The organism is Streptomyces sp. NPDC104106, assembly GCF_055584345.1.
Map to the genome: position 1 here is coordinate 278,353 of NZ_JBVJMF010000009.1, position 22,074 is coordinate 300,426.

Annotated in this window: 19 protein-coding genes and 2 pseudogenes; 10 read left to right on the forward strand and 11 right to left on the reverse strand. The window is 71.9% G+C overall.

Going from position 1 to position 22,074, the window contains the following annotated elements:
* Nucleotides 1–72: 72 nt before the first annotated feature.
* Nucleotides 73–1,122: a LacI family DNA-binding transcriptional regulator gene (locus tag ACZ60X_RS22930; RefSeq protein WP_469601375.1), complete on the reverse strand. Its 1,050-nt coding sequence runs from the start codon at nucleotides 1,120–1,122 to the stop codon at nucleotides 73–75.
* A gap of 221 nt (nucleotides 1,123–1,343) precedes the next feature.
* Between ACZ60X_RS22930 and ACZ60X_RS22935 the strand changes: the two genes are divergently transcribed.
* The 3 genes from ACZ60X_RS22935 to ACZ60X_RS22945 are packed head-to-tail and all read left to right on the forward strand — an operon-like array spanning nucleotide 1,344 to nucleotide 4,473.
* A complete protein-coding gene (locus ACZ60X_RS22935) occupies nucleotides 1,344–2,495 on the forward strand; it encodes a Gfo/Idh/MocA family protein (RefSeq protein WP_469601378.1) in 1,152 nt (383 codons plus the stop codon).
* Nucleotides 2,492–3,643: a dihydrodipicolinate synthase family protein gene (locus tag ACZ60X_RS22940; protein ID WP_469601380.1), complete on the forward strand. Its 1,152-nt coding sequence runs from the start codon at nucleotides 2,492–2,494 to the stop codon at nucleotides 3,641–3,643. Before ACZ60X_RS22935 ends, ACZ60X_RS22940 begins: the two co-directional genes overlap by 4 nt.
* Nucleotides 3,644–3,675: 32 nt before the next feature.
* Nucleotides 3,676–4,473 (forward strand): sugar phosphate isomerase/epimerase family protein, encoded by a 798-nt coding sequence (locus ACZ60X_RS22945; protein WP_469601600.1) that lies wholly within the window; start codon nucleotides 3,676–3,678, stop codon nucleotides 4,471–4,473.
* 49 nt (nucleotides 4,474–4,522) lie between these two features.
* On the opposite strand, the gene ACZ60X_RS22950 is transcribed toward ACZ60X_RS22945, so the two are convergent.
* Complete coding sequence (locus ACZ60X_RS22950) at nucleotides 4,523–4,795, reverse strand: DUF397 domain-containing protein (RefSeq protein WP_469601383.1); 273 nt, start codon at nucleotides 4,793–4,795, stop codon at nucleotides 4,523–4,525.
* Here ACZ60X_RS22950 and ACZ60X_RS22955 point away from each other — a divergent pair.
* The 3 genes from ACZ60X_RS22955 to ACZ60X_RS22965 all read left to right on the forward strand — a co-directional run bounded on the left by ACZ60X_RS22955 (nucleotide 4,794) and on the right by ACZ60X_RS22965 (nucleotide 6,437).
* Nucleotides 4,794–5,711: a LysR family transcriptional regulator gene (locus tag ACZ60X_RS22955; RefSeq protein WP_469601385.1), complete on the forward strand. Its 918-nt coding sequence runs from the start codon at nucleotides 4,794–4,796 to the stop codon at nucleotides 5,709–5,711. The genes ACZ60X_RS22950 and ACZ60X_RS22955 overlap by 2 nt on opposite strands.
* A gap of 97 nt (nucleotides 5,712–5,808) precedes the next feature.
* Nucleotides 5,809–5,991: a 4-oxalocrotonate tautomerase DmpI gene (gene dmpI, locus ACZ60X_RS22960; RefSeq protein ID WP_469601387.1), complete on the forward strand. Its 183-nt coding sequence runs from the start codon at nucleotides 5,809–5,811 to the stop codon at nucleotides 5,989–5,991.
* A 20-nt stretch (nucleotides 5,992–6,011) separates the two neighbouring features.
* A complete protein-coding gene (locus ACZ60X_RS22965; RefSeq protein WP_469601390.1) occupies nucleotides 6,012–6,437 on the forward strand; it encodes a nuclear transport factor 2 family protein in 426 nt (141 codons plus the stop codon).
* 83 nt (nucleotides 6,438–6,520) lie between these two features.
* On the opposite strand, the gene rbsD is transcribed toward ACZ60X_RS22965, so the two are convergent.
* From rbsD to ACZ60X_RS22995, 6 genes and pseudogenes are all read right to left on the reverse strand, one after another.
* Nucleotides 6,521–6,901 carry a D-ribose pyranase gene (gene rbsD / locus ACZ60X_RS22970; RefSeq protein ID WP_469601392.1) on the reverse strand — a complete coding sequence of 127 codons (381 nt, stop codon included), beginning with the start codon at nucleotides 6,899–6,901 and terminating at the stop codon, nucleotides 6,521–6,523.
* Complete coding sequence (locus ACZ60X_RS22975; protein WP_469601395.1) at nucleotides 6,898–7,800, reverse strand: ribokinase; 903 nt, start codon at nucleotides 7,798–7,800, stop codon at nucleotides 6,898–6,900. Before ACZ60X_RS22975 ends, rbsD begins: the two co-directional genes overlap by 4 nt.
* 104 nt (nucleotides 7,801–7,904) lie before the next feature.
* Nucleotides 7,905–9,854 (reverse strand): ABC transporter permease/substrate-binding protein, encoded by a 1,950-nt coding sequence (locus tag ACZ60X_RS22980; protein WP_469601398.1) that lies wholly within the window; start codon nucleotides 9,852–9,854, stop codon nucleotides 7,905–7,907.
* Nucleotides 9,844–11,373, reverse strand: a complete 1,530-nt coding sequence (locus ACZ60X_RS22985) for a sugar ABC transporter ATP-binding protein (RefSeq protein ID WP_469601401.1) — start codon at nucleotides 11,371–11,373, stop codon at nucleotides 9,844–9,846. Before ACZ60X_RS22985 ends, ACZ60X_RS22980 begins: the two co-directional genes overlap by 11 nt.
* A complete protein-coding gene (locus tag ACZ60X_RS22990) occupies nucleotides 11,370–12,413 on the reverse strand; it encodes a LacI family DNA-binding transcriptional regulator (RefSeq protein WP_469601405.1) in 1,044 nt (347 codons plus the stop codon). Before ACZ60X_RS22990 ends, ACZ60X_RS22985 begins: the two co-directional genes overlap by 4 nt.
* 382 nt (nucleotides 12,414–12,795) lie before the next feature.
* A pseudogene (locus tag ACZ60X_RS22995) lies at nucleotides 12,796–13,413 on the reverse strand (hypothetical protein); the annotation flags it as partial.
* Here ACZ60X_RS22995 and ACZ60X_RS23000 point away from each other — a divergent pair.
* The 4 genes and pseudogenes from ACZ60X_RS23000 to ACZ60X_RS23015 all read left to right on the forward strand — a co-directional run.
* Nucleotides 13,413–13,526, forward strand: a pseudogene (locus ACZ60X_RS23000) (transcriptional regulator); the annotation flags it as partial. The pseudogenes ACZ60X_RS22995 and ACZ60X_RS23000 sit on opposite strands and share 1 nt — an antisense overlap.
* Nucleotides 13,527–13,533: 7 nt before the next feature.
* Entirely contained in the window at nucleotides 13,534–13,716 is a 183-nt protein-coding gene (locus ACZ60X_RS23005) for a DUF397 domain-containing protein (RefSeq protein WP_469601406.1), read from the forward strand.
* Between the two features lie 34 nt (nucleotides 13,717–13,750).
* Nucleotides 13,751–16,015: an SF1B family DNA helicase RecD2 gene (gene recD2 / locus ACZ60X_RS23010; RefSeq protein WP_469601409.1), complete on the forward strand. Its 2,265-nt coding sequence runs from the start codon at nucleotides 13,751–13,753 to the stop codon at nucleotides 16,013–16,015.
* Between the two features lie 215 nt (nucleotides 16,016–16,230).
* The gene (locus tag ACZ60X_RS23015) at nucleotides 16,231–17,520 is read left to right on the forward strand and encodes a citrate synthase (protein ID WP_469601411.1); all 1,290 of its coding nucleotides are present in this window, start codon (nucleotides 16,231–16,233) and stop codon (nucleotides 17,518–17,520) included.
* 820 nt (nucleotides 17,521–18,340) lie between these two features.
* Here ACZ60X_RS23015 and ACZ60X_RS23020 read toward each other — a convergent pair.
* The 3 genes from ACZ60X_RS23020 to ACZ60X_RS23030 form a co-directional block, all read right to left on the reverse strand.
* A complete protein-coding gene (locus tag ACZ60X_RS23020) occupies nucleotides 18,341–20,590 on the reverse strand; it encodes a heavy metal translocating P-type ATPase (protein ID WP_469601413.1) in 2,250 nt (749 codons plus the stop codon).
* Nucleotides 20,591–20,676: 86 nt separating this feature from the next.
* Nucleotides 20,677–20,916 carry a heavy-metal-associated domain-containing protein gene (locus ACZ60X_RS23025; RefSeq protein ID WP_469601417.1) on the reverse strand — a complete coding sequence of 80 codons (240 nt, stop codon included), beginning with the start codon at nucleotides 20,914–20,916 and terminating at the stop codon, nucleotides 20,677–20,679.
* Nucleotides 20,917–21,026: 110 nt separating this feature from the next.
* The gene (locus tag ACZ60X_RS23030; RefSeq protein WP_469601420.1) at nucleotides 21,027–21,977 is read right to left on the reverse strand and encodes a PrsW family intramembrane metalloprotease; all 951 of its coding nucleotides are present in this window, start codon (nucleotides 21,975–21,977) and stop codon (nucleotides 21,027–21,029) included.
* Between the last annotated feature and the right edge of the window lie 97 nt (nucleotides 21,978–22,074).

Consider the following 22,074-nt stretch of genomic DNA (forward strand, 5'->3'; position numbering starts at 1 on the left):
TCGGCCGGCGGTGAGCGCGCTGGTGTCGGCGTGGCGTCGATGTCTGGGTGGCTGTCCGGGGCGGGCCGGTGTTCAGGTGCGGGGTGCGGCGGTGGACTCTCGTACCATCAGCTCGCCCCGCACGCCGGCCACGCCTCCCGGCGGCGGTTCCTCCCGGCCCATGGCGATGCGCCCGGCCCTGGCCCCCGCCTCCGCCAGCGGCAACCGCACCGTCGTCAGCGACGGCACCGCGTCGATGCTGAACGGCAGGTCGTCGAAACCGGCCACCGACACGTCCGCCGGAATCCGCAGCCCGGACTCCCGCAGCGCCGCGCACGCCCCCAGCGCGACGGAGTCGTTCGCGGCGACGATCGCCGTCAGCCCCGGATCCCGGCGCAGCAGCTCCAGCGTGGCCTCGTACCCGGACCGGCGGTCGTAGCGGCCGTACACCGTCCAGCGCGGATCCTCCTCGACCCCCGCCTCGGCCAGCGCCGCCCGGTGCCCCTCCAGCCGGTGCCGGGTCGTGGTCCGCTCCTGGGGGCCGGCGATGTAGCCGAGCCGGCGGTGGCCGAGGCCCAGCAGATGCTCGGTCAGCCGCTGCGCGCCCCCGCGGTTGTCGAAGGTGAGGGCGACGGCCCCGGTGTCGGACGCCGGCGGGCGCCCGCACAGCACCACGCGCGTCCCCGCCTCCGCCAGTTTGCGCAGCTTCGCCGCGACCGCCGCCGCGTGCGGGGCGTCCTCCACCGCGCCGCCCGTCAGCACCACGGCCGCCGCCCGCTGCCGCTGCAGCAGGGTCAGGTACGTCAGCTCCCGCTCGGGCGAGCCGCCGGTGTTGCACACGACCGCCAGCCGCTCACCGCCCGCCCGGCCCCCGCCCGTGCCGCCGATCTCGGTCTGGATCGCGGACGCCATGATCCCGAAGAAGGGGTCGGCGATGTCGTTCACCAGGATGCCGACCAGGTCGGACGTGGCGGCGGCCAGCGAGCTGGCCGGGCCGTTGAGGACGTAGTCCAGCTCGTCCACCGCCCGCAGCACCCGTTCGCGTGTGGAGGCGGCCACCGGGTAGTTGCCGTTCAGTACGCGCGACACCGTCGCGGGGGAGACCTGGGCGCGGGCCGCCACGTCCGCCAGGGTCACCGTCATCTCGTCGTCCTCCGGTCGCGCTTCGTGTCGTACGCCCTCGTAGACAGCCAGGTCCGGCTCGCGGTTCCGAGTGGGCGTCCAGCAGACCCTAAAGCCATCGGGCCGGATTGTTCGCCCCCTCGAACAACTCGACCGGACAACGGTCTTGTACAGACCACTGCTCAGAGGCTAGCTTCTGAGGTGATAGAAAGCGCTTGCTGCACTGGCATGAGGGGACTGACGTGACACGCAAGACGGTGCGTATCGCCATGAACGGCGTCACCGGGCGCATGGGCTACCGCCAGCACCTCGTCCGGTCGATCCTCGCCCTGCGCGAACAGGGCGGCCTCGACCTGGGCGACGGCACCGTGCTGTGGCCGGAACCGGTCCTGCTCGGCCGCCGCGAACCCGCGCTGCGGGAGATCGCCGAACGGCACGGCCTGGAGCACGTGTCGACCGATGTGGACGCGGTGCTGGCCGACCCGTCCGTGGACATCTACTTCGACTCCCAGGTGACCTCCGCGCGCGAGGAGGCGATCAAGAAGGCGATCGCGGCCGGGAAGCACGTCTACACCGAGAAGCCCACCGCTACCGGCCTGGAGGGCGCCCTCGACCTGGCCCGCCTCGCCCACGCGAAGGGCGTCAAGCACGGCGTCGTCCAGGACAAGATCTTCCTGCCGGGCCTGCTGAAGCTGAAGCGGCTCGTCGACGGCGGCTTCTTCGGCCGGATCCTGTCCGTCCGGGGCGAGTTCGGCTACTGGGTCTTCGAGGGCGACTGGCAGCCCGCCCAGCGCCCCTCCTGGAACTACCGCGCCGAGGACGGCGGCGGCATCGTCGTCGACATGTTCCCGCACTGGGAGTACGTCCTGCACGAGCTGTTCGGCCGTGTGACCTCCGTCCAGGCCCTCGCCACCACCCACATCCCGCAGCGCTGGGACGAGAACGGCAAGCCCTACGACGCGACGGCGGACGACGCGGCCTACGGCGTCTTCGAGCTGGAGGGCGGCGCGATCGCCCAGATCAACTCCTCCTGGGCGGTCCGCGTAAACCGCGACGAACTGGTCGAGTTCCAGGTCGACGGCACGGAGGGCTCGGCCGTGGCGGGCCTGCGCAAGTGCCGGGCGCAGCACCGCTCCGCCACCCCCAAGCCGGTCTGGAACCCGGACATCCCCGCGACCGAGGTCTTCCGCGACCAGTGGCAGGAGGTCCCGGACAACGGGGAGTTCGACAACGGCTTCAAGGCCCAGTGGGAGCTGTTCCTCAGGCACGTCTACGCCGACGCGCCGTACCACTGGGACCTGCTGGCCGGCGCCCGGGGCGTCCAGCTCGCCGAACTGGGCCTGAGGTCCTCCGCCGAGGGCCGCCGCATCGAGGTACCGGAGATCGCGCTGTGACCATCCGGCTTCCCTCCTGCGAGGGCGCGTTGCGGACGTACGAACCGCGCACCGAACCGCTCGCGGTGACGCCGGGCACCCTCTTCGCGTCCCGTACGGTCTTCTCGGCCGCGCACGTCGTCGCCGACCCGTACGCCGACGTGTCCCCCGACTCGCCCGCCGCCGTCGACTGGGACGCCACCCTCGCCTTCCGCCGCCACCTGTGGTCGCACGGGCTCGGTGTCGCCGAGGCCATGGACACCGCCCAGCGCGGCATGGGCCTGGACTGGGCGGGCGCGGCCGAGCTGATCCGCCGCAGCGCGGCCGAGGCCAGGGCCGTGGGCGGCCGGATCGCCTGCGGGGTCGGCACCGACCAGATCACCGGCGGGAGCCTGCCCGAGATCCGCGCGGCCTACGAGGAACAGCTCGCCGTCGTGGAGGACGCGGGCGCACAGGCGATCCTGATGGCGTCGCGGGCGCTCGCGGCCACGGCGCGGGGTCCCGAGGACTACCTGGAGATCTACGGCCACCTGCTGCGCCAGTCCGCCGAGCCGGTGATCCTGCACTGGCTGGGCCCGATGTTCGACCCGGCGCTGGAGGGCTACTGGGGCTCGGCCGGCCTGGACGCGGCGACCGAGACGTTCCTGGAGGTCATCGCCGCGCACCCGGACAAGGTGGACGGCATCAAGGTGTCGCTGCTCGACGCGCGGCGCGAGGTCGAGCTGCGCCGCCGCCTGCCGAAGGGCGTGCGCTGCTACACCGGCGACGACTTCCACTACCCCGAGCTGATCGCGGGCGACGACCAGGGCTTCAGCCACGCCCTGCTCGGCGTCTTCGACCCGCTGGGCCCGCTGGCGGCGCAGGCCGTACGGGTCCTGGACACGGGCGACACGGCGGGCTTCCGCGCCCTGCTCGACCCCACGGTGGAACTGTCCCGCCACCTCTTCCAGACCCCGACCCGCTTCTACAAGACGGGCGTGGTCCTCCTGGCCTGGCTCGCGGGCCACCAGTCGCACTTCACGATGGTCGGCGGGCTGCAGTCGGCCCGCTCCCTGCCTCACCTCGCCCGTGCCTACGAACTCGCCGACGGCCTCGGCCTCTTCCCGGACCCGAAGCTCGCGGAGGAGCGCATGAAGAACCTGCTCGCCCTGTACGGAGTGGCCCAGTGAGCGCCGACCTGTCGCGTCTCAGCATCAACCAGATGACGGTGAAGCAGCTGTCCCTGCCGGAACTGGCCGACGCCTGCGGCACGTTGGGCATCGGCCAGGTCGGCCTGTGGCGCGAGCCGGTGCGGTCGTACGGCGTCGAGGCGACGGCGAAACTGGTCCGTGAGGCGGGCCTGACGGTGACGACCTTGTGCCGGGGCGGCTTCTTCACGGCGATCGACCCGGAGCCGCGGGCGGCGGCGCTGGCGGACAACCGTCGCGCGATCGAGGAGGCGGCGACGCTGGGCACCGGCACCCTCGTCCTGGTCTCCGGCGGCCTGCCACCCGGCAGCAGGGACCTGCGGGCGGCCCGCGAACGCATCGCCGACGCCCTGGCCGAACTCGGGCCCTACGCCGAACGGCACGGGGTCCGCCTCGCCATCGAGCCACTGCACCCGATGTACGCCGCCGACCGCTGCGTCGTCTCGACCCTGGCCCAGGCGCTGGACCTGGCCGAGCGCTTCCCCGCGCACCAGGTCGGGGTGGCTGTCGACACGTACCACATCTGGTGGGACGACCAGGCGCCCGCGCAGATCGCGCGGGCGGGGGCGGGCGGTCGTATCCACACCTTCCAACTGGCCGACTGGATCACCCCGTTGCCCGAGGGCGTCCTCAACGGGCGGGGTCAGATCGGGGACGGCGCGATCGACATGCGCGAGTGGCGAGGTCACGTGGAGGCGGCCGGCTACACGGGCCCGATCGAGGTCGAACTCTTCAACGAGGAGCTGTGGGCCCGGGACGGCCGGGAGGTGCTGGCCCAGACGGCGGAGCGCTTCCACAGCGCTTTCCGCTAGCCGGCCGAGAGGCTCGCCCGGCCGTCGGTCCGGGCGGGCCTCTCGCTCTTCAGCGTGCGAGGCGCCCCTGCTTCACGGCGGCCACGAAGGAGGCCCAGCCGTCCGTCGAGAAGAGCAGGGTATGGCCGGTGGTGTTCTTGGTGTCGCGGACGGGTACGACGGGGTGGCCGCACGCGATCTCCGGGCAGAGCGCGTGAGCAGTGAGGAGTTGAGATACGTCGCCCGTCGGCTCAGTGAGTCCCTGACGGACGTCAGGCGCGTCGCGCAGAGCAGGGGCGCCCGGCTCGGGCCGACGAGGAGGCCATTGCTTAGCTAGGCGCATGGAACTGCGTCAACTTCGCTATTTCGTGGCGGTGGCCGAGGAGCTGCACTTCGCGCGCGCCGCCGAACGGCTGCTGATCGCACAGTCGGCCGTCAGCCAGCAGGTGCGGCGGCTGGAGCGGGAACTGGGCACCGATCTCTTCGACCGGTCGCCGAGGCGGGTGCGGCTGACGGAGGCCGGGCAGCGGTTCCTGCCGGCGGCGCGCGAGGTGCTGGCGGCCGAGCAGCGGGCGCGCGCGGCGGTGGCCGACTACGCCGGCGCCCGGGGTGAGCGGCTGCGGGTGGGCACCAGCACCGGGATGGGGGACCGGCTGGACCAGGTGCTGGAGAAGCTGACCGGGCCGGCTCCCTATCTGCGGGTGGAACTCGCCTCGGGCCCCACGACGGTACGGCTGGAGCGGGTGGCCCGCGGTGAGCTGGACGCCGCCTTCGTCCGCGGGGTGGAGGAGGGGCCCGACGGAGTCCGGCTGGTCCCGGTGTGGCAGGACCGGCTGCTGGTGGTCCTCGGTGCCCGGCACGTCCTCGCACGACAGGCCGAGGTGGACCTGGCCGACCTGGCCGGCCTGCCGCTGTACCTGACGGCGCGGCGCGACAATCCGCCCCTGGTCGACCTCGTCGTGGGCGCGTGCCGGGACGCCGGTTTCGAGCCCGTACCCGGCCCGTCGCACAGCTCGCTGCAGGACACCCTGGCCGCCCTGGGCGCGGGCACGCCCGGCTGGAGCGTGGTGTACGCGTCGCACGCCGTGCAACTGGCCACCGACCGCGTCGCCTTCCTGCCGGTGCGCGACACCGGGGGGCACGGCACCCCCCTGGTCCTGCCGACCGCGCTCGCCGTACGGCGCGACGCGCCCCCGGCCCGCCTCGCGGCCCTGCTGGACGCCTGCCGTGCGGTCGGGGCGAGCGATCGCGCTTCGTGAACGCTGCGTGCGCGAAGTGGCCCTGGGTCGCGCGCCCCGGATCGGGTGGACTGGTGGTCGAGCAGGAAACACGGTCAACCGATCCGAGGAGACGGACATGCCCATCGTCACCGTCCAGCAGGGCCCGCGCAGCGTCGAGCTGAAGCGCGAACTGGTCGCCCGCATCACGGACGCCTTCGTCGACGCCTACAAGATCCCCGCGGACACCGTCCAGGTGTGGATCCACGAGACCCCGGCCGACAGTTGGGGCAGCGCCGGCACGCTCACCGCCGACAAGTAGCCGAAGGGACCGGTGCCGTCATGACCACCACCGAACACACCGCGGCCGAAGGCCCCAGGGGCGTGGTGCTGCGCTACTTTCAAGCGCTCGCAGCCGGGGACCAGGAGACGATCCGGAACAGCTGGGCGGAGGACGCCACCTGCTGGTACGGGGGCGACCTGCCGATCTCCGGCACCTGGCGCGGCCGGGACCGAGTGATCAACGGATTCCTGGCCACCGCCTTCGCCCACCTGGACCCCGACCGGGAGATCGGCCTGAAGGTCACCAACGTCTTCGGCGAGGGCGAACAGGTGCTGGTCGAGTGGGACTCCTGGGCCACCGGCAGGACGGGCAGGGCCTACGACCAGCACAACATCGGCGTCTTCACCGTCCGCCACGGCAAGATCACCGGCATGCGCGAGTACGCCGACACCCAGCACTGGGAGCGCGCGCTCGTCGCCCCGTAGACCGCCCGGCGGCGCGGGGGCCGCGGGCACCAGGAGCGGGCGGCCCCGGGGCGATCCGGCCCGGGGCCGCCGGGCGCCCGGCCCTAGAAGAACACCCCGCATCGCAGCAGCACGTTCGCGTACGGCCGCGCCTCCCCGGTGCGGACCACCAGCCGGGCCCCCGCCGACAGCTCCTTCAGCCGCTCGTGCGGGACCAGCTCCAGGTCGGTGAAGCGGCCGTCCAGCAACGCCCGGTTGGGCCCGCGCAGCTCCCGCGCCGCCGTCGCGCCCTCCACCACCAGCTCGGCCAGCAGACCGTCCAGCACCTGGGCGAAGGACGGCACCCCGGCCCGGAACGCCAGGTCCACCACGCGCGGCCCGGCCGGGATCGGCATACCGGCGTCGCACACCAGCACCCCGTCCCCGTGCCCCAACTCGGCCAGTGCACCGGCCAGATGACGGTTGAGGATGCCCGCCTTCTTCACAGCGCCTCGACCTCCCGCGCCGTCGGGTACGACTCCTGCGCGCCCCGCCGGGTCACCGCCGCCGCGCCGACCCGGGCCGCGTAGCCCGCCGCCTCGGCCGGCTCGGCACCGGAGCCCAGCTTCCAGGCCAGCGCGGCCGTGAAGGCGTCGCCCGCCCCCGTGGTGTCCACCGCGTCCACCCGCACCGACGGCACGCGCGTCACCCCGGACCCGTCGCACACCAGCGCGCCCTCGGCGCCCAGGGTCACGACCACCGAGCGCGGCCCCTTGGCCAGCAGCAGCTTCGCCCAGTCCTCGGGCGCGTCGCTCACGCACGCGTCGCCGAGGATCACCCGGGCCTCGTGCTCGTTGACGATCAGCGGGTCGCAGGCCGCCAGCACCTGAGAGGGCAGCGGACGCGGCGGCGAGGGGTTGAGGACGAAGCGGCTGTCCGCGGGCAGCTGCCGTACGACCTCCACGACCGTCTCCAGCGGGATCTCCAACTGCGTCGAGACCACCCGCGAGGCGTGGAAGAGGCTGCCCGCCGCACGGATGTCCGCCGGGGTGAGCCGGGCGTTGGCGCCGGGCGACACCACGATGCTGTTGTCCCCGGACGGATCGACGGTGATCAGCGCCACGCCCGTCGGCGCTCCGCCCACCAGCACGCCGACCGTGTCGACGCCCGCCGAGCGCAGGGAGTCCAGCAGCAGCCGGCCGTGGCCGTCGTCGCCGACCCGCGCCAGCAGGGCCGTACCCGCGCCGAGCCGGGCGGCGGCGACCGCCTGGTTGGCGCCCTTGCCGCCGGGGTGCACGGCCAGGTCGCCGCCGAGCACCGTCTCACCGGCGGCGGGCCGCCGCTCGACATCGATCACCAGGTCGGCGTTGGCCGAACCCACGACCAACAGGTCGTAGTCGTACATCAGTTGACTCCCTGACTCCCCTGAGAAATGACCTCCGGGCGGACGGCCGCCACCAGGATGGACCACATCCCGGCGAACGACCGGCCGCCCCGGACCGTCTTCCGTCAGCCCGTGAAACCGGCCACGTTGTCCTTCGTGACCACCTTCACCGGCACCTTCACCGTCGGCTCCACCTTCTTGCCCCGCACGGCCTGCAGCGCGTTGTCCACGGCGATCCGGCCCAGCTGGCTCGGCTGCTGGGCGACCGACGCGTACAGCGTGCCGTTCTTCACCGCCGTCAGCCCGTCCGGAGTGCCGTCGAAGCCGACCACCTGGACCGACGTGCCGGCCTTGGAGCCGAGCGCCTTGATCGCGCCGAGCGCCATCTCGTCGTTGGCGGCGATGACGCCCTGCACGTCCGGGTGGGCCTGGAGCAGGTTCGACATCACGTCGAGGCCCTTGGTGCGGTCGAAGTCGGCGGGCTGCTCGGCCAGCACCTGGATGCCGGGGTAGGCCTTCAGCCCGTTCGCGAAGCCCTGCGCCCGCTCCCGCGCCGCCGACGTACCCGCCTGGCCCTGGAGGATCACGATCTTGCCCTTGCCGCCGAGCTTCTCGGCGATCGTCTTCGCGGCCAGCTCACCGCCGGCCACGTTGTCCGAGGCCACCAGCGTGTCCACGGCCGCCTTGTTGACCCCGCGGTCCACGGCGACGACCGGGATCTTCGCCTTGCCCGCGGCCTTCACGGAGTTGCTCGCCGCGTCGGAGTCCACCGGGTTGACGATGATCGCGCCCAGGCCCGAACTGGTGAAGTTCTGCAGCTGGTTGGCCTGCTGCGAGGCGTCGTTCTGGGCATCGGTGACGGTCAGGTCCACGCCCAGCTTCTTCGCCTCAGCCTGGGCACCGGCCCGGATCTGCACGAAGAAGGGGTTGTTGAGGGTGGACAGCGACAGGCCCATGCGCGGGTTCGCGGACGAGGAGGAACCGGTGTGCAGGAGGGATGTCGCGCCGACGACCGCCACGGTCACCACGGCCGCGAGCGCGTACGTCGCCGCCTGCCGGCCCTTGCCGCCGGGCCCGCCCGTGGTCACCGGGGTCGCCCCCGCCTTGCGGCGCACGGTGTCCAGCAGCACCGCCAGCGCGATGACGACACCGATCACGACCTGCTGCCAGAACGCCGACACGGACAGCAGGTTCAGGCCGTTGCGCAGCACCGCGAGGATCAGCGCGCCGATCAGCGTGCCGGACGCCTTGCCGGTCCCGCCCGCGAGCGAGGCACCGCCGATGACGACCGCGGCGATCGCGTCCAGCTCGTAGCCGGAGGCGGCCTGCGGCTGCGCCGAGGACAGCCGGGAGGCCAGCACGATGCCGGCGACGGCCGCGAACAGGCCGGACAGGGCGTAGATCGCGAGCTTCTGCCGCGACACCCGCAGCCCGGAGAGCCGGGCGGCCTCCTCGTTGCCGCCGATGGCGTACATCGAGCGGCCGATGTACGTCCGCCCGAGCACCAGGGCCGCGATCAGCCCCATGACCACCATGACCAGCACCGGCACCGGCAGCCAGCCGCCGAGGGTGTCACCGAGGTGCGAGACCGACTCCGGGAAGGCGATCGGCGACCCCTGCGAGAGGACGAGCGCGAGACCGCGGCCCACGGAAAGCATCGCCAGCGTCGCGATGAACGGCGGCAGCTTGCCGTACGCGATGAGGAAGCCGTTCACCAGACCCGCCACGACACCCGTGCCGAGGCCCAGGAGCAGGGCGAGCGGCACCGGCACCCCGTGCTGCGTGGCGCTCCACGCCAGCACGGTCGCCGACAGCGCGGCCACGGACCCGACCGACAGGTCGATGCCGGCCGAGACGATCACGAAGGTCACACCGAACGCGAGGATCGCCGTGACGGCGGCCTGCACACCGATGTTGAGCAGGTTGTCGGTGGTCAGGAAGTCACCGGACAGCGCCGACAGGGCGATGACCAGGACGATCAGCGCGGTGAGCGCGCCGTTGTCGAGGAGCAGCCGGCGCAGGCCGCCGGGGGCGCCACTCGCGCCCGTCGTGCTCTTGAGCGTGTCAGTGGCCACGGCTGGCCTCCTTGTCGGTCGTGCTGGTGGTGGGGGTGGAGACGGCGAGCGCCATGACGGCGTCCTGGGTCGCCTCGGCGGCGGGAAGCTCACCGGCGATCCGGCCCTGGGCCATGACCAGCACCCGGTCGCTCATGCCGAGCACCTCCGGCAGATCGCTGGAGATCATGAGCACGGCGGCCCCGGCGGCGGTCAGCTCGTTGATCAGCTGGTAGATCTCGACCTTGGCGCCGACGTCGATCCCGCGCGTCGGCTCGTCCAGGATCAGCACCTTGGTGTCGGCCAGCAGCCACTTGCCGATGACGACCTTCTGCTGGTTGCCGCCGGACAGCGTGCGCACGTGCTGCCCGAGCCCCGCCATCCGCACGCCCAGCTGCCCGGCGATCCGCTCGGCGGCCCCGTGCTGCGCCTTGCGGTCGACGAGCCCGGCCCGGGTGGCGGCCCGCATCGTGACGAGCCCGAGGTTCTCCTCGACGGAGGCGTCGAGCACAAGCCCCTGCCCCTTGCGGTCCTCGGGCACGAGTCCGATCCCGGCCGCCATCGCGGCGTTCACGTCATGCCCCTTGAGCCGCGTCCCGGAGACGGTGACGGCCCCGCCGTCGTACGGATCGGCCCCGAACACGGCCCGCACGACCTCGGTCCGCCCGGCCCCGACGAGCCCCGCGATCCCGACGACCTCGCCGGCGTGCACCTCGAAGCCGACGTCGTGGAACACCCCGTCCCGGGTGAGCCCCTCGACGGACAGCAGCGCCGGGCCGCGCTCGGGCCGCTGCCGGGGGTACTGCTGCTCGATGGACCGGCCCACCATGAGCCGTACCAGCTCGTCCTCGGGCGTCGAGGCGGGCACCTGCCCGACACTCCGGCCGTCCCGGATGACGGTGACCCGGTCCCCGAGCGCGGCGATCTCCTCGAGGTGGTGCGTGATGAAGACGATCCCGACCCCGTCCGCCCGCAGCTGCCGCACGATGGCGAAGAGCTTGTCGACCTCCTCCGAGGTCAGCACGGCGGTCGGCTCGTCCATGATGAGCACGCGCGCGTCCAGGCTGAGCGCCTTGGCGATCTCGACCATCTGCAGCCGGGCGATGCCGAGTTCACGCACACGCGCGCGTGGCGACACGTTGACGCCCACGCGCGCGAGGAGCGCCTCGGCGTCGGCCTCCATCCTCTTCCGGTCGATCATCCCGAAGCGCCGCGGCTGCCGCCCGAGGAAGATGTTCTCGGCGACGGTCAGATCGGGAACGAGGTTGAACTCCTGGTAGATGGTGGCGATCCCGAGCCGCTCGGCGTCCTGCGCCCCGTGGACGCGCGTCTCGCGGCCGCCGACGAGAATCCGTCCGCCGTCGGGCGTGTAGGCGCCGGAGAGCATCTTGATGAGCGTGCTCTTGCCGGCGCCGTTCTCACCGAGCAGCACATGGACCTCGCCCCGGCGCAGGTCGAAGTCGACGCCGTCGAGCGCGACCACGCCGGGGAAGGTCTTGCGTATGCCCTCGATGCGCAGCAACTCGTCCGGGTTGCTCACGACGTGCTCCTTTGCACTGGGGAGGGGGACTGCACCGGGAACGGTGCGGGTGGCTCGCCGCACGAGCGGCGCACGACGAGCCGGGCGGGCAGGGTGACGGACCGGGGGGTCCGGCCCTCGATGCGGTCGACGAGGGCCCGTACGGCGGCCCGCCCCAGCTCACCGGTCGGCTGGGCGATCGCGGTGACGGGCGGGTCGGTGTGCACGAACCAGGGGATGTCGTCGAACGCGGCCAGCGCGATGTCGTCCGGCACGCGCAGCCCACGCGCGCGTACGGCGTCCAGGGCGCCGAGCGCCATGAGGTTGTCGGCGGCGAAGACGACGTCCGGAGGCTCCGGCAGGTCCAGGAACCCCTCGGTGACCCGCCGCCCGCTCTCGGCCTGGAAGTCGCCCTGGCCTATGCGGGCGTCGGGCAGGGGCAGCCCGTACTCGGCCAGCGCCTCCCGGAAGGCCTCGACCCGCTCGCTGCCGGTCGTGGTGGCGGCGGGCCCGGCGATGATCGCGAGCCGCCGGTGCCCGAGGGAGTGCAGGTGGGCGACGAGGTCGCGCACGGCGGCCCGCCCGTCGGCCCGTACGACCGGTACGTCGACGCCCGGGATCCACCGGTCCACGAACACCATGGGCGTCCCCGCGCGGGCGGCGTCGAGCATGAGGGGGGACCCGCCGTCGGTGGGGGAGATCAGGAGCCCGTCGATCCGCCGGTCCAGCAGGTTGCGCACGTGATGGTCCTGGATCTCGGGCCGCTCGTCGGCGTTGCCGATGATCACGCTGTACCCGAGCGCCCGGGCCTCCTCTTCGACCGAGCGGGCCAGTTCGGTGAAGTAGGGGTTCAGCACGTCGCTGATGACGAGCCCGAGCGTGTGGGTCTGGTCGGTCCGCAGCGACCGCGCGACGGCGTTCGGCCGGTACCCCAGCTCCCGTACGGCGGCGAGCACACGGGTGCGCGCGTCGTCGCTGACCGAGGGATGGTCGTTCAGCACCCGCGACACCGTGGCCACGGACACCCCGGCCGCGGCGGCGACGTCCTTGATACTCGCCAACGCCGGCTCACCTCCTCGTGAGACTCCTGGACGGCCGCGCGTGTAATCGATTCCACGCCGTGCCGCAGGAAGGATTGGAATCGATTACACGGCGTACGGGCAAGGGGGTGAGGGTGGCCGAAACGCAATCGTGACCGGGGCGGAGGGGCGGGGGTGAGGCCCTCGGTGTGGAGGCCGGCCGCGAGGCGGCCGCGGGGCCGCCCGCTTCTCGACGAGTGTCGTGCTCCGGGCCGACACGCCTCGCTCCAGCAAGGGTCAGAAGCGTGCGGGCAGGCTGCGTTCACGCTGTCGGGCCCCGGCCGGCTCAAGGGGTGACACCGGCCGGGGCCGGACTGTGGGGGCGCGGCCCTGAGAGGAAGCGGGCGGCCCCACGGTCACTTGCTCACTCTGTGCCGAACAGCTCCCTGGCGTCCGTCGCGTGGACGGCTCGTTGGGCCCAGGTTTCCAGCTGGCCGAGGTCCGTGCAGGCGCTGACCCGGTCGCGGACGGCGTCGGGGACGGGGATGCCGCGCCACTCCATGACGCGGAGGACCATCTCGGCCTTGGCCTCGGCCTTGCCTTGCTCTCGTCCCTCTTCTCGTCCCTCTTCCCGCCCTTCTTCGCGTACCTGCTCGGCGAGCGGGTGGCGCCAGAAGTACTGGATCGCCGTCATCAGGTCCCTCCACATCTGCTTCGCCTGGGGGTCGGCCAGGCATGAGTCGACGAACTGTACGAAGACTGCGGCACTGTCGGGGTCGATGGTCCGCAGGGCGGCGGCCAGGGATTCCAGTATGGCCGGAGCCTGCGGTCCGCGGCCGTGTGTCATGGCCGAGAGCACCGCGAGGGGGACGTCCTTCTCGGCCTGCTTCTCGTCCGCGATCACCGGCACGTTGTCCGGGCTCAGCACCAGGGGGCGTACGATCAGCGACTCCCAGCCGGGGAATCCGAGCCGGATCGGGCGCGAGGCCCATCTGGCGGTCGTACTGCTCTGGGTGATGACGATGAGGACCGGTTCGCAGCGGTTCCGAGGCGCAGCTCAACGCTTATCGAACACGCTTCCATAGGATCGAGGCCGCATCGCTCGAACCGGATCGATCGCGTGACTTCATCCACCGGATGACGAAGGAGCTGTGAGGTACCCATGGACAACTGGCAGAAGTCGTCCTATTCCGGCGAGGGTGACGGCAACAACTGTGTGGAGATATCCACCGCCCCCACCCACACCGCCATCCGCGACTCCAAAAGCCCCACCGGCACCCCCCTCACCTTCCCCACCCCCGCTTTCGCCGCCTTTCCGGAGGCGGTGAAGAAGGCGGAGCGGTAACCCGCTGTCACAGCTCGCCGGTAACGTCGGAGGCGTGACTCAACAGGCGGGGACCCCCACGAGCGGTGAGCGGCGCACGGCCGTGCTCGAAGGCGTGCTGGAACGGATCACGTACGCCAACGAGGAGAACGGCTACACGGTCGCCCGCGTCGACACGGGCAGGGGCGCCGGCGACCTCCTCACGGTCGTCGGCGCGCTGCTCGGCGCCCAGGTGGGGGAGTCGCTGCGGATGGAGGGGCGGTGGGGGTCCCACCCGCAGTACGGCAAGCAGTTCCACGTCGAGAACTACACGACCGTCCTGCCGGCCACCGTCCAGGGCATCCGGCGGTATCTGGGGTCCGGGCTGGTCAAGGGGATCGGGCCGGTCTTCGCCGACCGGATCACCCAGCACTTCGGGCTGGACACCCTGCGGATCATCGAGGAGGAGCCGAAGCGGCTCGTCGAGGTGCCGGGGCTGGGCCCCAAGCGGACCAGGAAGATCGCCGACGCCTGGGAGGAGCAGAAGGCGATCAAGGAGGTCATGCTCTTCCTCCAGACGGTCGAGGTGTCCACCTCCATCGCCGTGCGGATCTACAAGAAGTACGGCGACGCGTCCATCTCCGTCGTCAGGAACCACCCCTACCGGCTGGCGGCCGACGTCTGGGGCATCGGCTTCCTGACCGCCGACAAGATCGCCCAGTCCGTCGGCATCCCGCACGACAGCCCGGAGCGGGTGAAGGCCGGCCTGCAGTACGCCCTGTCCCAGTCCGCCGACCAGGGCAACTGCTTCCTGCCCGAGGAGCGGCTGATCGCCGACGCGGTCAAGCTGCTCCAGGTCGACACCGGGCTGGTCATCGAGTGCCTCGCCGAGCTGGCCGAGCCGGGGGAGGAGGGCGAGGAGCCGGGCGTCGTACGGGAGAAGGTGCCGGGGCCGGAGGGGGACGCCTCCGAGCCCGTGACGGCCGTCTACCTGGTCCCCTTCCACCGCGCCGAACTGTCCCTGTCCGCCCAGCTGCTGCGCCTGCTGCGGAGCGAGCAGGACCGCATGCCCGGCTTCCGGGACGTCGACTGGGACAAGGCCCTGGGCTGGCTGAGAACGCGGACCGGCGCCGACCTCGCCCCCGAGCAGGAGGCCGCCGTCAGGCTCGCGCTCACCGAGAAGGTGGCCGTGCTCACCGGCGGGCCCGGCTGCGGCAAGTCCTTCACGGTGCGCTCGATCGTGGAGCTGGCCCGGGCCAGGCGGGCCAAGGTGCTGCTCGCCGCGCCGACCGGGCGGGCCGCCAAGCGGCTGTCCGAGCTGACCGGCGCCGAGGCCTCCACCGTGCACCGGCTGCTGGAACTGAAGCCCGGCGGGGACGCCGCCTACGACCGGGACCGGCCGCTGGACGCCGACCTGGTGGTCGTGGACGAGGCCTCCATGCTGGACCTGCTGCTCGCGAACAAGCTGGTCAAGGCCGTGCCGCCGGGCGCGCACCTGCTCTTCGTCGGGGACGTCGACCAGCTGCCGAGCGTCGGCGCGGGCGAAGTGCTCCGCGACCTGCTCGCCGACGGCGGTCCGATCCCGGCCGTGCGGCTCACCCGGGTCTTCCGGCAGGCCCAGCAGTCCGGTGTCGTCACCAACGCGCACCGCATCAACGCCGGTCAGCACCCGCTGACCGACGGGCTGAAGGACTTCTTCCTGTTCGTCGAGGACGACACCGAGGAGGCGGGCCGGCTCACCGTGGACGTGGCGGCGCGCCGGATTCCGGCCAGGTTCGGGCTCGACCCGCGGCGGGACGTGCAGGTGCTCGCGCCGATGCACCGGGGACCGGCCGGGGCCGGGGTCCTCAACGGGCTGCTGCAGCAGGCGATCACGCCCGGCCGGCCCGACCTGCCCGAGAAGCGGTTCGGCGGGCGGGTCTTCCGTGTCGGCGACAAGGTCACCCAGATCCGTAACAATTACGAGAAGGGGAAGAACGGTGTCTTCAACGGCACCGTGGGTGTCGTCACCTCGCTCGACCCGGTCGACCAGAAGCTCACGGTGCTGACCGACGAGGACGAGGAGGTTCCGTACGAATTCGACGAACTGGACGAACTGGCGCACGCGTACGCGGTGACCATTCACCGCTCGCAGGGGAGTGAATATCCCGCCGTGGTGATTCCCGTCACGACCGGGGCGTGGATGATGCTCCAGCGGAACCTCCTCTACACGGCGGTCACCCGGGCCAAGCGCCTCGTCGTCCTCGTGGGTTCGCGCAAGGCGATCGGACAGGCGGTGCGCACGGTGTCGGCGGGGCGGCGGTGCACGGCCCTGGACTTCAGGCTCGGCGCGGGTCGGTGACCGGTCCGTGAAAAATGATCGATCAAATGAGTCACGAAGGTCACAGAGCACTTCCAGATGCCGTTCAAAGCGGGCAGGATGGGCAAGTTGGCGGCACTGAGTGCCGCCAATAGGCCCAACGGTCGACCCCGAGTGCACTCTCCTGAGCCAAATGGGGGATGGTAGAGACAGTCAGGGCACCTCGAAGATGAGGCACTACGTCGGTGAGGGAAGACGTGAGCGACAACTCTGTAGTACTGCGGTACGGCGACGGCGAGTACACCTACCCGGTGGTCGACAGCACCGTCGGCGACAAGGGCTTCGACATCGGGAAGCTCCGGGCCCAGACCGGTCTGGTGACTCTGGACAGCGGTTACGGCAACACGGCCGCCTATAAATCCGCCATCACCTACCTCGACGGCGAGGCGGGCATCCTCCGCTACCGCGGCTACCCGATCGAGCAGCTGGCCGAGCGCTCCACCTTCGTGGAGGTGGCGTACCTGCTGATCAACGGCGAGCTGCCCACCGTCGACGAGCTGACGACGTTCAAGAACGAGATCACGCGGCACACGCTGCTGCACGAGGACGTCAAGAACTTCTACAAGGGCTTCCCGCGTGACGCCCACCCGATGGCCATGCTGTCGTCTGTCGTCTCGGCGCTGTCCACCTTCTACCAGGACAGCCACAACCCGTTCGACGAGAAGCAGCGCGACCTCTCCACGATCCGGCTGCTCGCGAAGCTCCCGACGATCGCCGCGTACGCGTACAAGAAGTCGATCGGCCACCCGTTCGTCTACCCGCGCAACGACCTCGGTTACGTCGAGAACTTCCTGCGCATGACCTTCTCGGTGCCGGCGCAGGAGTTCGAGCTGGACCCGGTCGTCGTCGCCGCGCTGGACAAGCTGCTGATCCTGCACGCCGACCACGAGCAGAACTGCTCGACCTCCACGGTCCGCCTGGTCGGCTCCTCGCAGGCCAACATGTTCGCGTCGATCTCGGCCGGCATCAGCGCGCTGTGGGGCCCGCTGCACGGCGGTGCCAACCAGTCCGTGCTGGAGATGCTGGAGGGCATCCGCGACTCCGGCTCCGACGTCGACACCTTCATCCGCAAGGTGAAGAACAAGGAGGACGGCGTCCGCCTGATGGGCTTCGGCCACCGGGTCTACAAGAACTTCGACCCCCGCGCCAAGATCATCAAGGCCGCCGCGCACGACGTGCTCTCCGCGCTGGGCAAGGAGGACGAGCTTCTCGACATCGCCCTGAAGCTGGAGGAGCACGCCCTCTCCGACGACTACTTCGTGGAGCGCAAGCTCTACCCGAACGTCGACTTCTACACCGGGCTGATCTACCGCGCCATGGGCTTCCCGACCGAGATGTTCACGGTCCTGTTCGCCCTCGGCCGCCTGCCGGGCTGGATCGCCCAGTGGACCGAAATGATCAAGGAGCCGGGCTCCCGCATCGGCCGCCCGCGCCAGATCTACACGGGCGTCGTCGAGCGTGACTTCGTGCCGGTCGAGGCGCGCTGACACCTGCCGGTGGAGGGGCGCCGCTCCGGTGGTGCCCCTGATGGGCCGTTCTCCGGCTTCGGTGGTGTCGGGGGTGCGCCGGGGCTGTCGGCGGGCGGCGGCTTCGTGGTTCGGCCAGGGGTGCGAGGGTGTCCCGTGCCGGCACAGTCACGGGCGTCGTCGAGCGTGACTTCGGGCCGGTGAGAGGCCCCGGTGGTGCCCCTGAGGGGCTGTTCCCCGGCTGAGGCACCGGGTGTCAGGGCCTGCCCATGAAGTGGGCTGACAAGTGAAAAAGCGGAAGGCGCCCTGAGCCGCCAGTCCCCCCACGGGCCGACGACCAGGGCGCCTTCCCATGTCCCGGTGCGGATTCCCCCCACGGGATCCGGCCGGGCGCTCGGAGAAGACAGCGCCCGAATCGCTGTCTGCGAGCAGAACGAGCAAAACTCTTCCTGCTCCAGTGATGTGTGGTGCATCTGCCGGGACAACGCACGCTGGGAGGGCCGCTCAAAGCTTCCCGGCGCACGTGCCCCGGCAACGCATCTCCGAGGAAGTCCCCCAAGACATCCCCAGACGCCGGTCAGCGCCCCCCAAGACGCCGAACCGACATCGCCAACTTAGACCTTCGAACCCCTTCGATGGTTACGTTCGCATCACTGTGATCTGCGTCTCTTGCATATGTCCTTTAGGTACGCAAGAGCCCCGATACGGCGATCGGGACCCAAGCGTAAGGATGATGCGCGAGCCTTGTGAAGAGCTTATGTGGTGCGCGCGCCCGACTCTAGAGGGTCTCTTACTTCAACTGCCCACAATCCCGGCGAACCGCTGGTAGCCACGGGCGACTTCAGCGGAACCGGCGCAGCCGCAGGCTGTTCGTCACCACGAACACCGACGAGAAGGCCATCGCCGCACCCGCGATCATGGGGTTCAGCAGCCCGGCCGCGGCCAGCGGCAACGCGGCCACGTTGTAGCCGAACGCCCACACCAGGTTCCCCTTGATCGTGGCCAGCGTCCGCCGGGACAGCCGTATCGCGTCCGCCGCCACCCGCAGGTCGCCGCGCACCAGCGTCAGATCGCTCGCCTCGATCGCCGCGTCCGTCCCGGTGCCCATCGCGAGCCCCAGATCGGCGGTGGCCAGCGCCGCCGCGTCGTTGACGCCGTCGCCCACCATCGCCACGGCACGCCCCTCGCCGCGCAGCCGCCGCACGACCTCCACCTTGTCCTCGGGCAGCACCTCGGCGTACACGTGCGCGGGGTCGATGCCGACCGTCTTCGCGACCGCCTCGGCGACCGTCCGGTTGTCCCCGGTGAGCAGCACCGGCGTCAGCCCGAGGGCACGCAGTTCGCGCACCGCCTGCGCGCTGGTCTCCTTGACTGCGTCGGCGACGGCGAGGACCCCGCGGGCCCGCCCGTCCCAGCCGGCCACGACCGCCGTACGGCCCTGCTCCTCGGCCTCGCGGGCCGCCCGGGCCAGCTCCTCCGGGAGCACGTCGTACAGGCGCCCCACGGCCACGTCGCGGCCGTCCACGCGCCCGCGTACGCCCCGGCCGGGGACGTTTTCGAAGTGCTCCACCGGCGGCAGTGCCCCGGCGCGTTCCCGCGCGCCCGCCGCGACGGCGCGCGCGACCGGGTGCTCCGAGGCGTGCTCCAGGGCGCCGGCGAGTCGCAGCAGTTCCTTCTCGTCCTCGCCCTCGGCGGCGTACACCGACTGCAGCGTCATCCGGCCGGTGGTGACGGTGCCGGTCTTGTCGAGGACGACCGTGTCGACGCGGCGCGTGGACTCCAGCACCTCCGGTCCCTTGATGAGGATGCCGAGCTGGGCGCCGCGGCCGGTGCCGACCATCAGCGCGGTCGGCGTGGCGAGGCCCAGCGCGCACGGGCAGGCGATGATCAGCACGGCGACGGCGGCGGTGAACGCGGCGACCGCGTCCCCCCTCACGCCCAGCCAGACGCCGAACGTGGCGACCGCGATGCCGATGACGACCGGCACGAAGACGGCCGAGACCCGGTCGGCGAGCCGCTGCACCCGAGCCTTGCCGTTCTGCGCGTCCTCCACCAGCCGCGCCATCCGAGCGAGCTGGGTGTCCGCGCCGACCCGGGTGGCCTCGACGACCAGCCGACCGCCCGCGTTGACCGTCGCCCCGGTGACCCGGTCGCCCGGACCGATGTCCACCGGCACCGACTCGCCGGTCAGCATGGACGCGTCCACCGCGGAGACGCCCTCGGCCACCGTGCCGTCGGTGGCGATCTTCTCGCCGGGCCGCACGACGAACCGGTCGCCGACGGCCAGGGAGGACACGGGGACGCGCACCTCGCGCCCGTCCCGCAGCACGGCCACGTCCTTGGCGCCCAGCTCCATCAGCGCCTTCAGGGCCGCGCCCGCGCGCCGCTTGGAGCGCGCCTCCAGATAGCGGCCGAGCAGGATCAGCGCGACGACCCCGGAGGCGACCTCCAGGTAGATCGTGGAGGCGCCGTCCGTCCGCGAGACGGTGAGCCGGAACGCGTCGTGCATGCCCGGCAGCCCCGCGTCGCCGAAGAACAGCGCCCACAGCGACCAGCCGAACGCGGCCAGCGTGCCGACCGACACGAGCGTGTCCATGGTGGCGGCGCCGTGCCGGAGGTTGGTCCAGGCGGCCCGGTGGAAGGGCAGGCCGCCCCAGACGACGACCGGCGCGGCGAGGGTGAGCGAGAGCCACTGCCAGTTGTCGAACTGCAGGGCCGGGACCATCGCGAGCAGGACGACGGGCAGCGCGAGCAGCGCCGAGACGGTCAGCCGCTGCCGGAGCGCGCCGAGTTCGGCGTCGGGGGCCGGGCCGTCCTCGGCCGCGGCCTCGGGCTGCGGCGGGGCGGGTTCCTCGGCGGTGTAGCCGGTCCGCTCCACGGTGGCGATCAGGTCGGCGACCCGGACGCCCCCGCCGAAGGAGACCTTTGCCTTCTCGGTGGCGAAGTTGACGGTGGCGCTGACGCCCTCCATCCGGTTCAGCTTCCTCTCCACGCGCGCGGCGCAGGAGGCGCAGGTCATCCCGCCGATGAGCAGTTCGACCTCGGAGGGGGCCGCGTCCGCGGCCGTGTGCGGTGCGGTGGTGCTGGTCATGTCCGGACTCCAGACATCGGACCGGGCCGTGCGGAACCAGTATCAGCTGGTCGGTACGGCCCGGTCGGCGGAATCGAGGGGGTTGCTCAGGCGCGGCCGGCCAGCTCGAAGCCGGCCTCGTCCACGGCGGCGCGCACGGCCTCGTCGTCCAGCGGGGCGGCGGAGACGACGGTCACCTCGCCGGTCGAGGCCACGGCCTTCACCGAGCTGACGCCGGGGATCTGGGAGACCTCGGCGGAGACGGAACCCTCGCAGTGGCCACAGCTCATGCCGGTCACCTTGTAGACGGTGGTGACGGAACCCGGGGTGTCGGTGTGGGAGGTCATGTCGTTGCTCCTCGGTCGAGGCGTACGGGGCCGGTGGGCTCCGTGAGGGCGACCGGGGCCGCAGGGCCACCGGGGCCGCGGGGGAGCCCCATGAGGGGAACACTATACCCCTAGGGGGTATTCCTCCAACCGTGGTCACGGCGCGCCAGCGACCGCACCCAGCCGACCCCGGCCAGCGCGACCAGGGCCAGCCCGCCGACCGAGAACAGGGTGAACAGGTGCTCCTGGGTGGCGCTCGGCCTGACCAGGCGGGCCTGAGCGAAGAGCAGCCGGTCCAGGCCGGCGCCGGTCAGCCGGGCCGTCGCCCAGACCGCCAGGCCGTGTGTGGAGTCCCACAGGGTGTGCAGCAGCGCCACGCCGAGACAGGCGCCGGCGGCCGGCGTGGTGATGCGGAAGCGCCCGCTCAGCCGGCGCCGGGAGAGCAGGGCGGCGCCGGTGATCGCGGTCCACAGGCCGTGCCCGAAGGGGGCGAGGACCCCGCGCAGGATCTCGGTCTCCAGCAGCGCGCGCAGCCCGGCGCCTCCGGTGGAGACGGCCGCGTGGAAGGCGTACCCGGCGCTCTCCAGGGCGGCGAAGCCGAAGCCGACGGCCGCGCCGAGCACCAGCCCCGCGCGCGTGCCCCGGATCCCCGGCTGGCCGCCCAGTACGAACACCAGCGCGCCGAGCTTGGCCGCCTCCTCGATCAGCCCGACGCCGAGGAACATGCCGAGGGAGGGGTGCAGCAGGTACGACTCCATCGGCGCGGCGCCGAGCACGCCGAGCGTGCCGCCGGTCAGGAAGCAGCCGAGGATCGCGCTGACGCCCAGGTCGCGGCAGTGCCGTTCGTACGCCCACAGCACGAAGGCCACCGGGACCAGAAAGCTGCCGAGCAGGATCAGCGTCGGCAGCAGCGTCGCGTCGCGGGTCTCGTACGTCACCCACGCCGTCAGCGCCCACAGGGCGAGCCCGCCGCCCAGGCAGTGCCGCCACAGGCCCGTGCGGATACGGGGGTACGGCGGCGGGGGCTGCTGCGGGCCGGGGATGCGGGCCCTGGGCGTGCCGGGCGGCGGGGAGTGGGTCACGGGAGTCCCCTCGACTGCTGCTGGGCGATTTACCCGAACTGTAGGCAGATGTGCCGTGTTCCGCAGTCCCATGGGCCGCGCGGGTGACGCCGGCCAG

Bases quoted from the DNA above. Each gene is read 5' to 3' on its own strand.
- ACZ60X_RS22965 (WP_469601390.1), top strand. From the start codon at position 6,012: ATGACCACCACCGAACACACCGCGGCCGAAGGCCCCAGGGGCGTGGTG.
- ACZ60X_RS22945 (WP_469601600.1), top strand. From the start codon at position 3,676: ATGACGGTGAAGCAGCTGTCCCTGCCGGAACTGGCCGACGCCTGCGGC.
- ACZ60X_RS23005 (WP_469601406.1), top strand. From the start codon at position 13,534: ATGGACAACTGGCAGAAGTCGTCCTATTCCGGCGAGGGTGACGGCAAC.
- ACZ60X_RS22975 (WP_469601395.1), bottom strand. From the start codon at position 7,800: ATGTACGACTACGACCTGTTGGTCGTGGGTTCGGCCAACGCCGACCTG.
- ACZ60X_RS22950 (WP_469601383.1), bottom strand. From the start codon at position 4,795: ATGCGCCTAGCTAAGCAATGGCCTCCTCGTCGGCCCGAGCCGGGCGCC.
- ACZ60X_RS23020 (WP_469601413.1), bottom strand. From the start codon at position 20,590: ATGACCAGCACCACCGCACCGCACACGGCCGCGGACGCGGCCCCCTCC.
- ACZ60X_RS22955 (WP_469601385.1), top strand. From the start codon at position 4,794: ATGGAACTGCGTCAACTTCGCTATTTCGTGGCGGTGGCCGAGGAGCTG.
- dmpI (WP_469601387.1), top strand. From the start codon at position 5,809: ATGCCCATCGTCACCGTCCAGCAGGGCCCGCGCAGCGTCGAGCTGAAG.
- ACZ60X_RS22930 (WP_469601375.1), bottom strand. From the start codon at position 1,122: ATGACGGTGACCCTGGCGGACGTGGCGGCCCGCGCCCAGGTCTCCCCC.
- ACZ60X_RS23025 (WP_469601417.1), bottom strand. From the start codon at position 20,916: ATGACCTCCCACACCGACACCCCGGGTTCCGTCACCACCGTCTACAAG.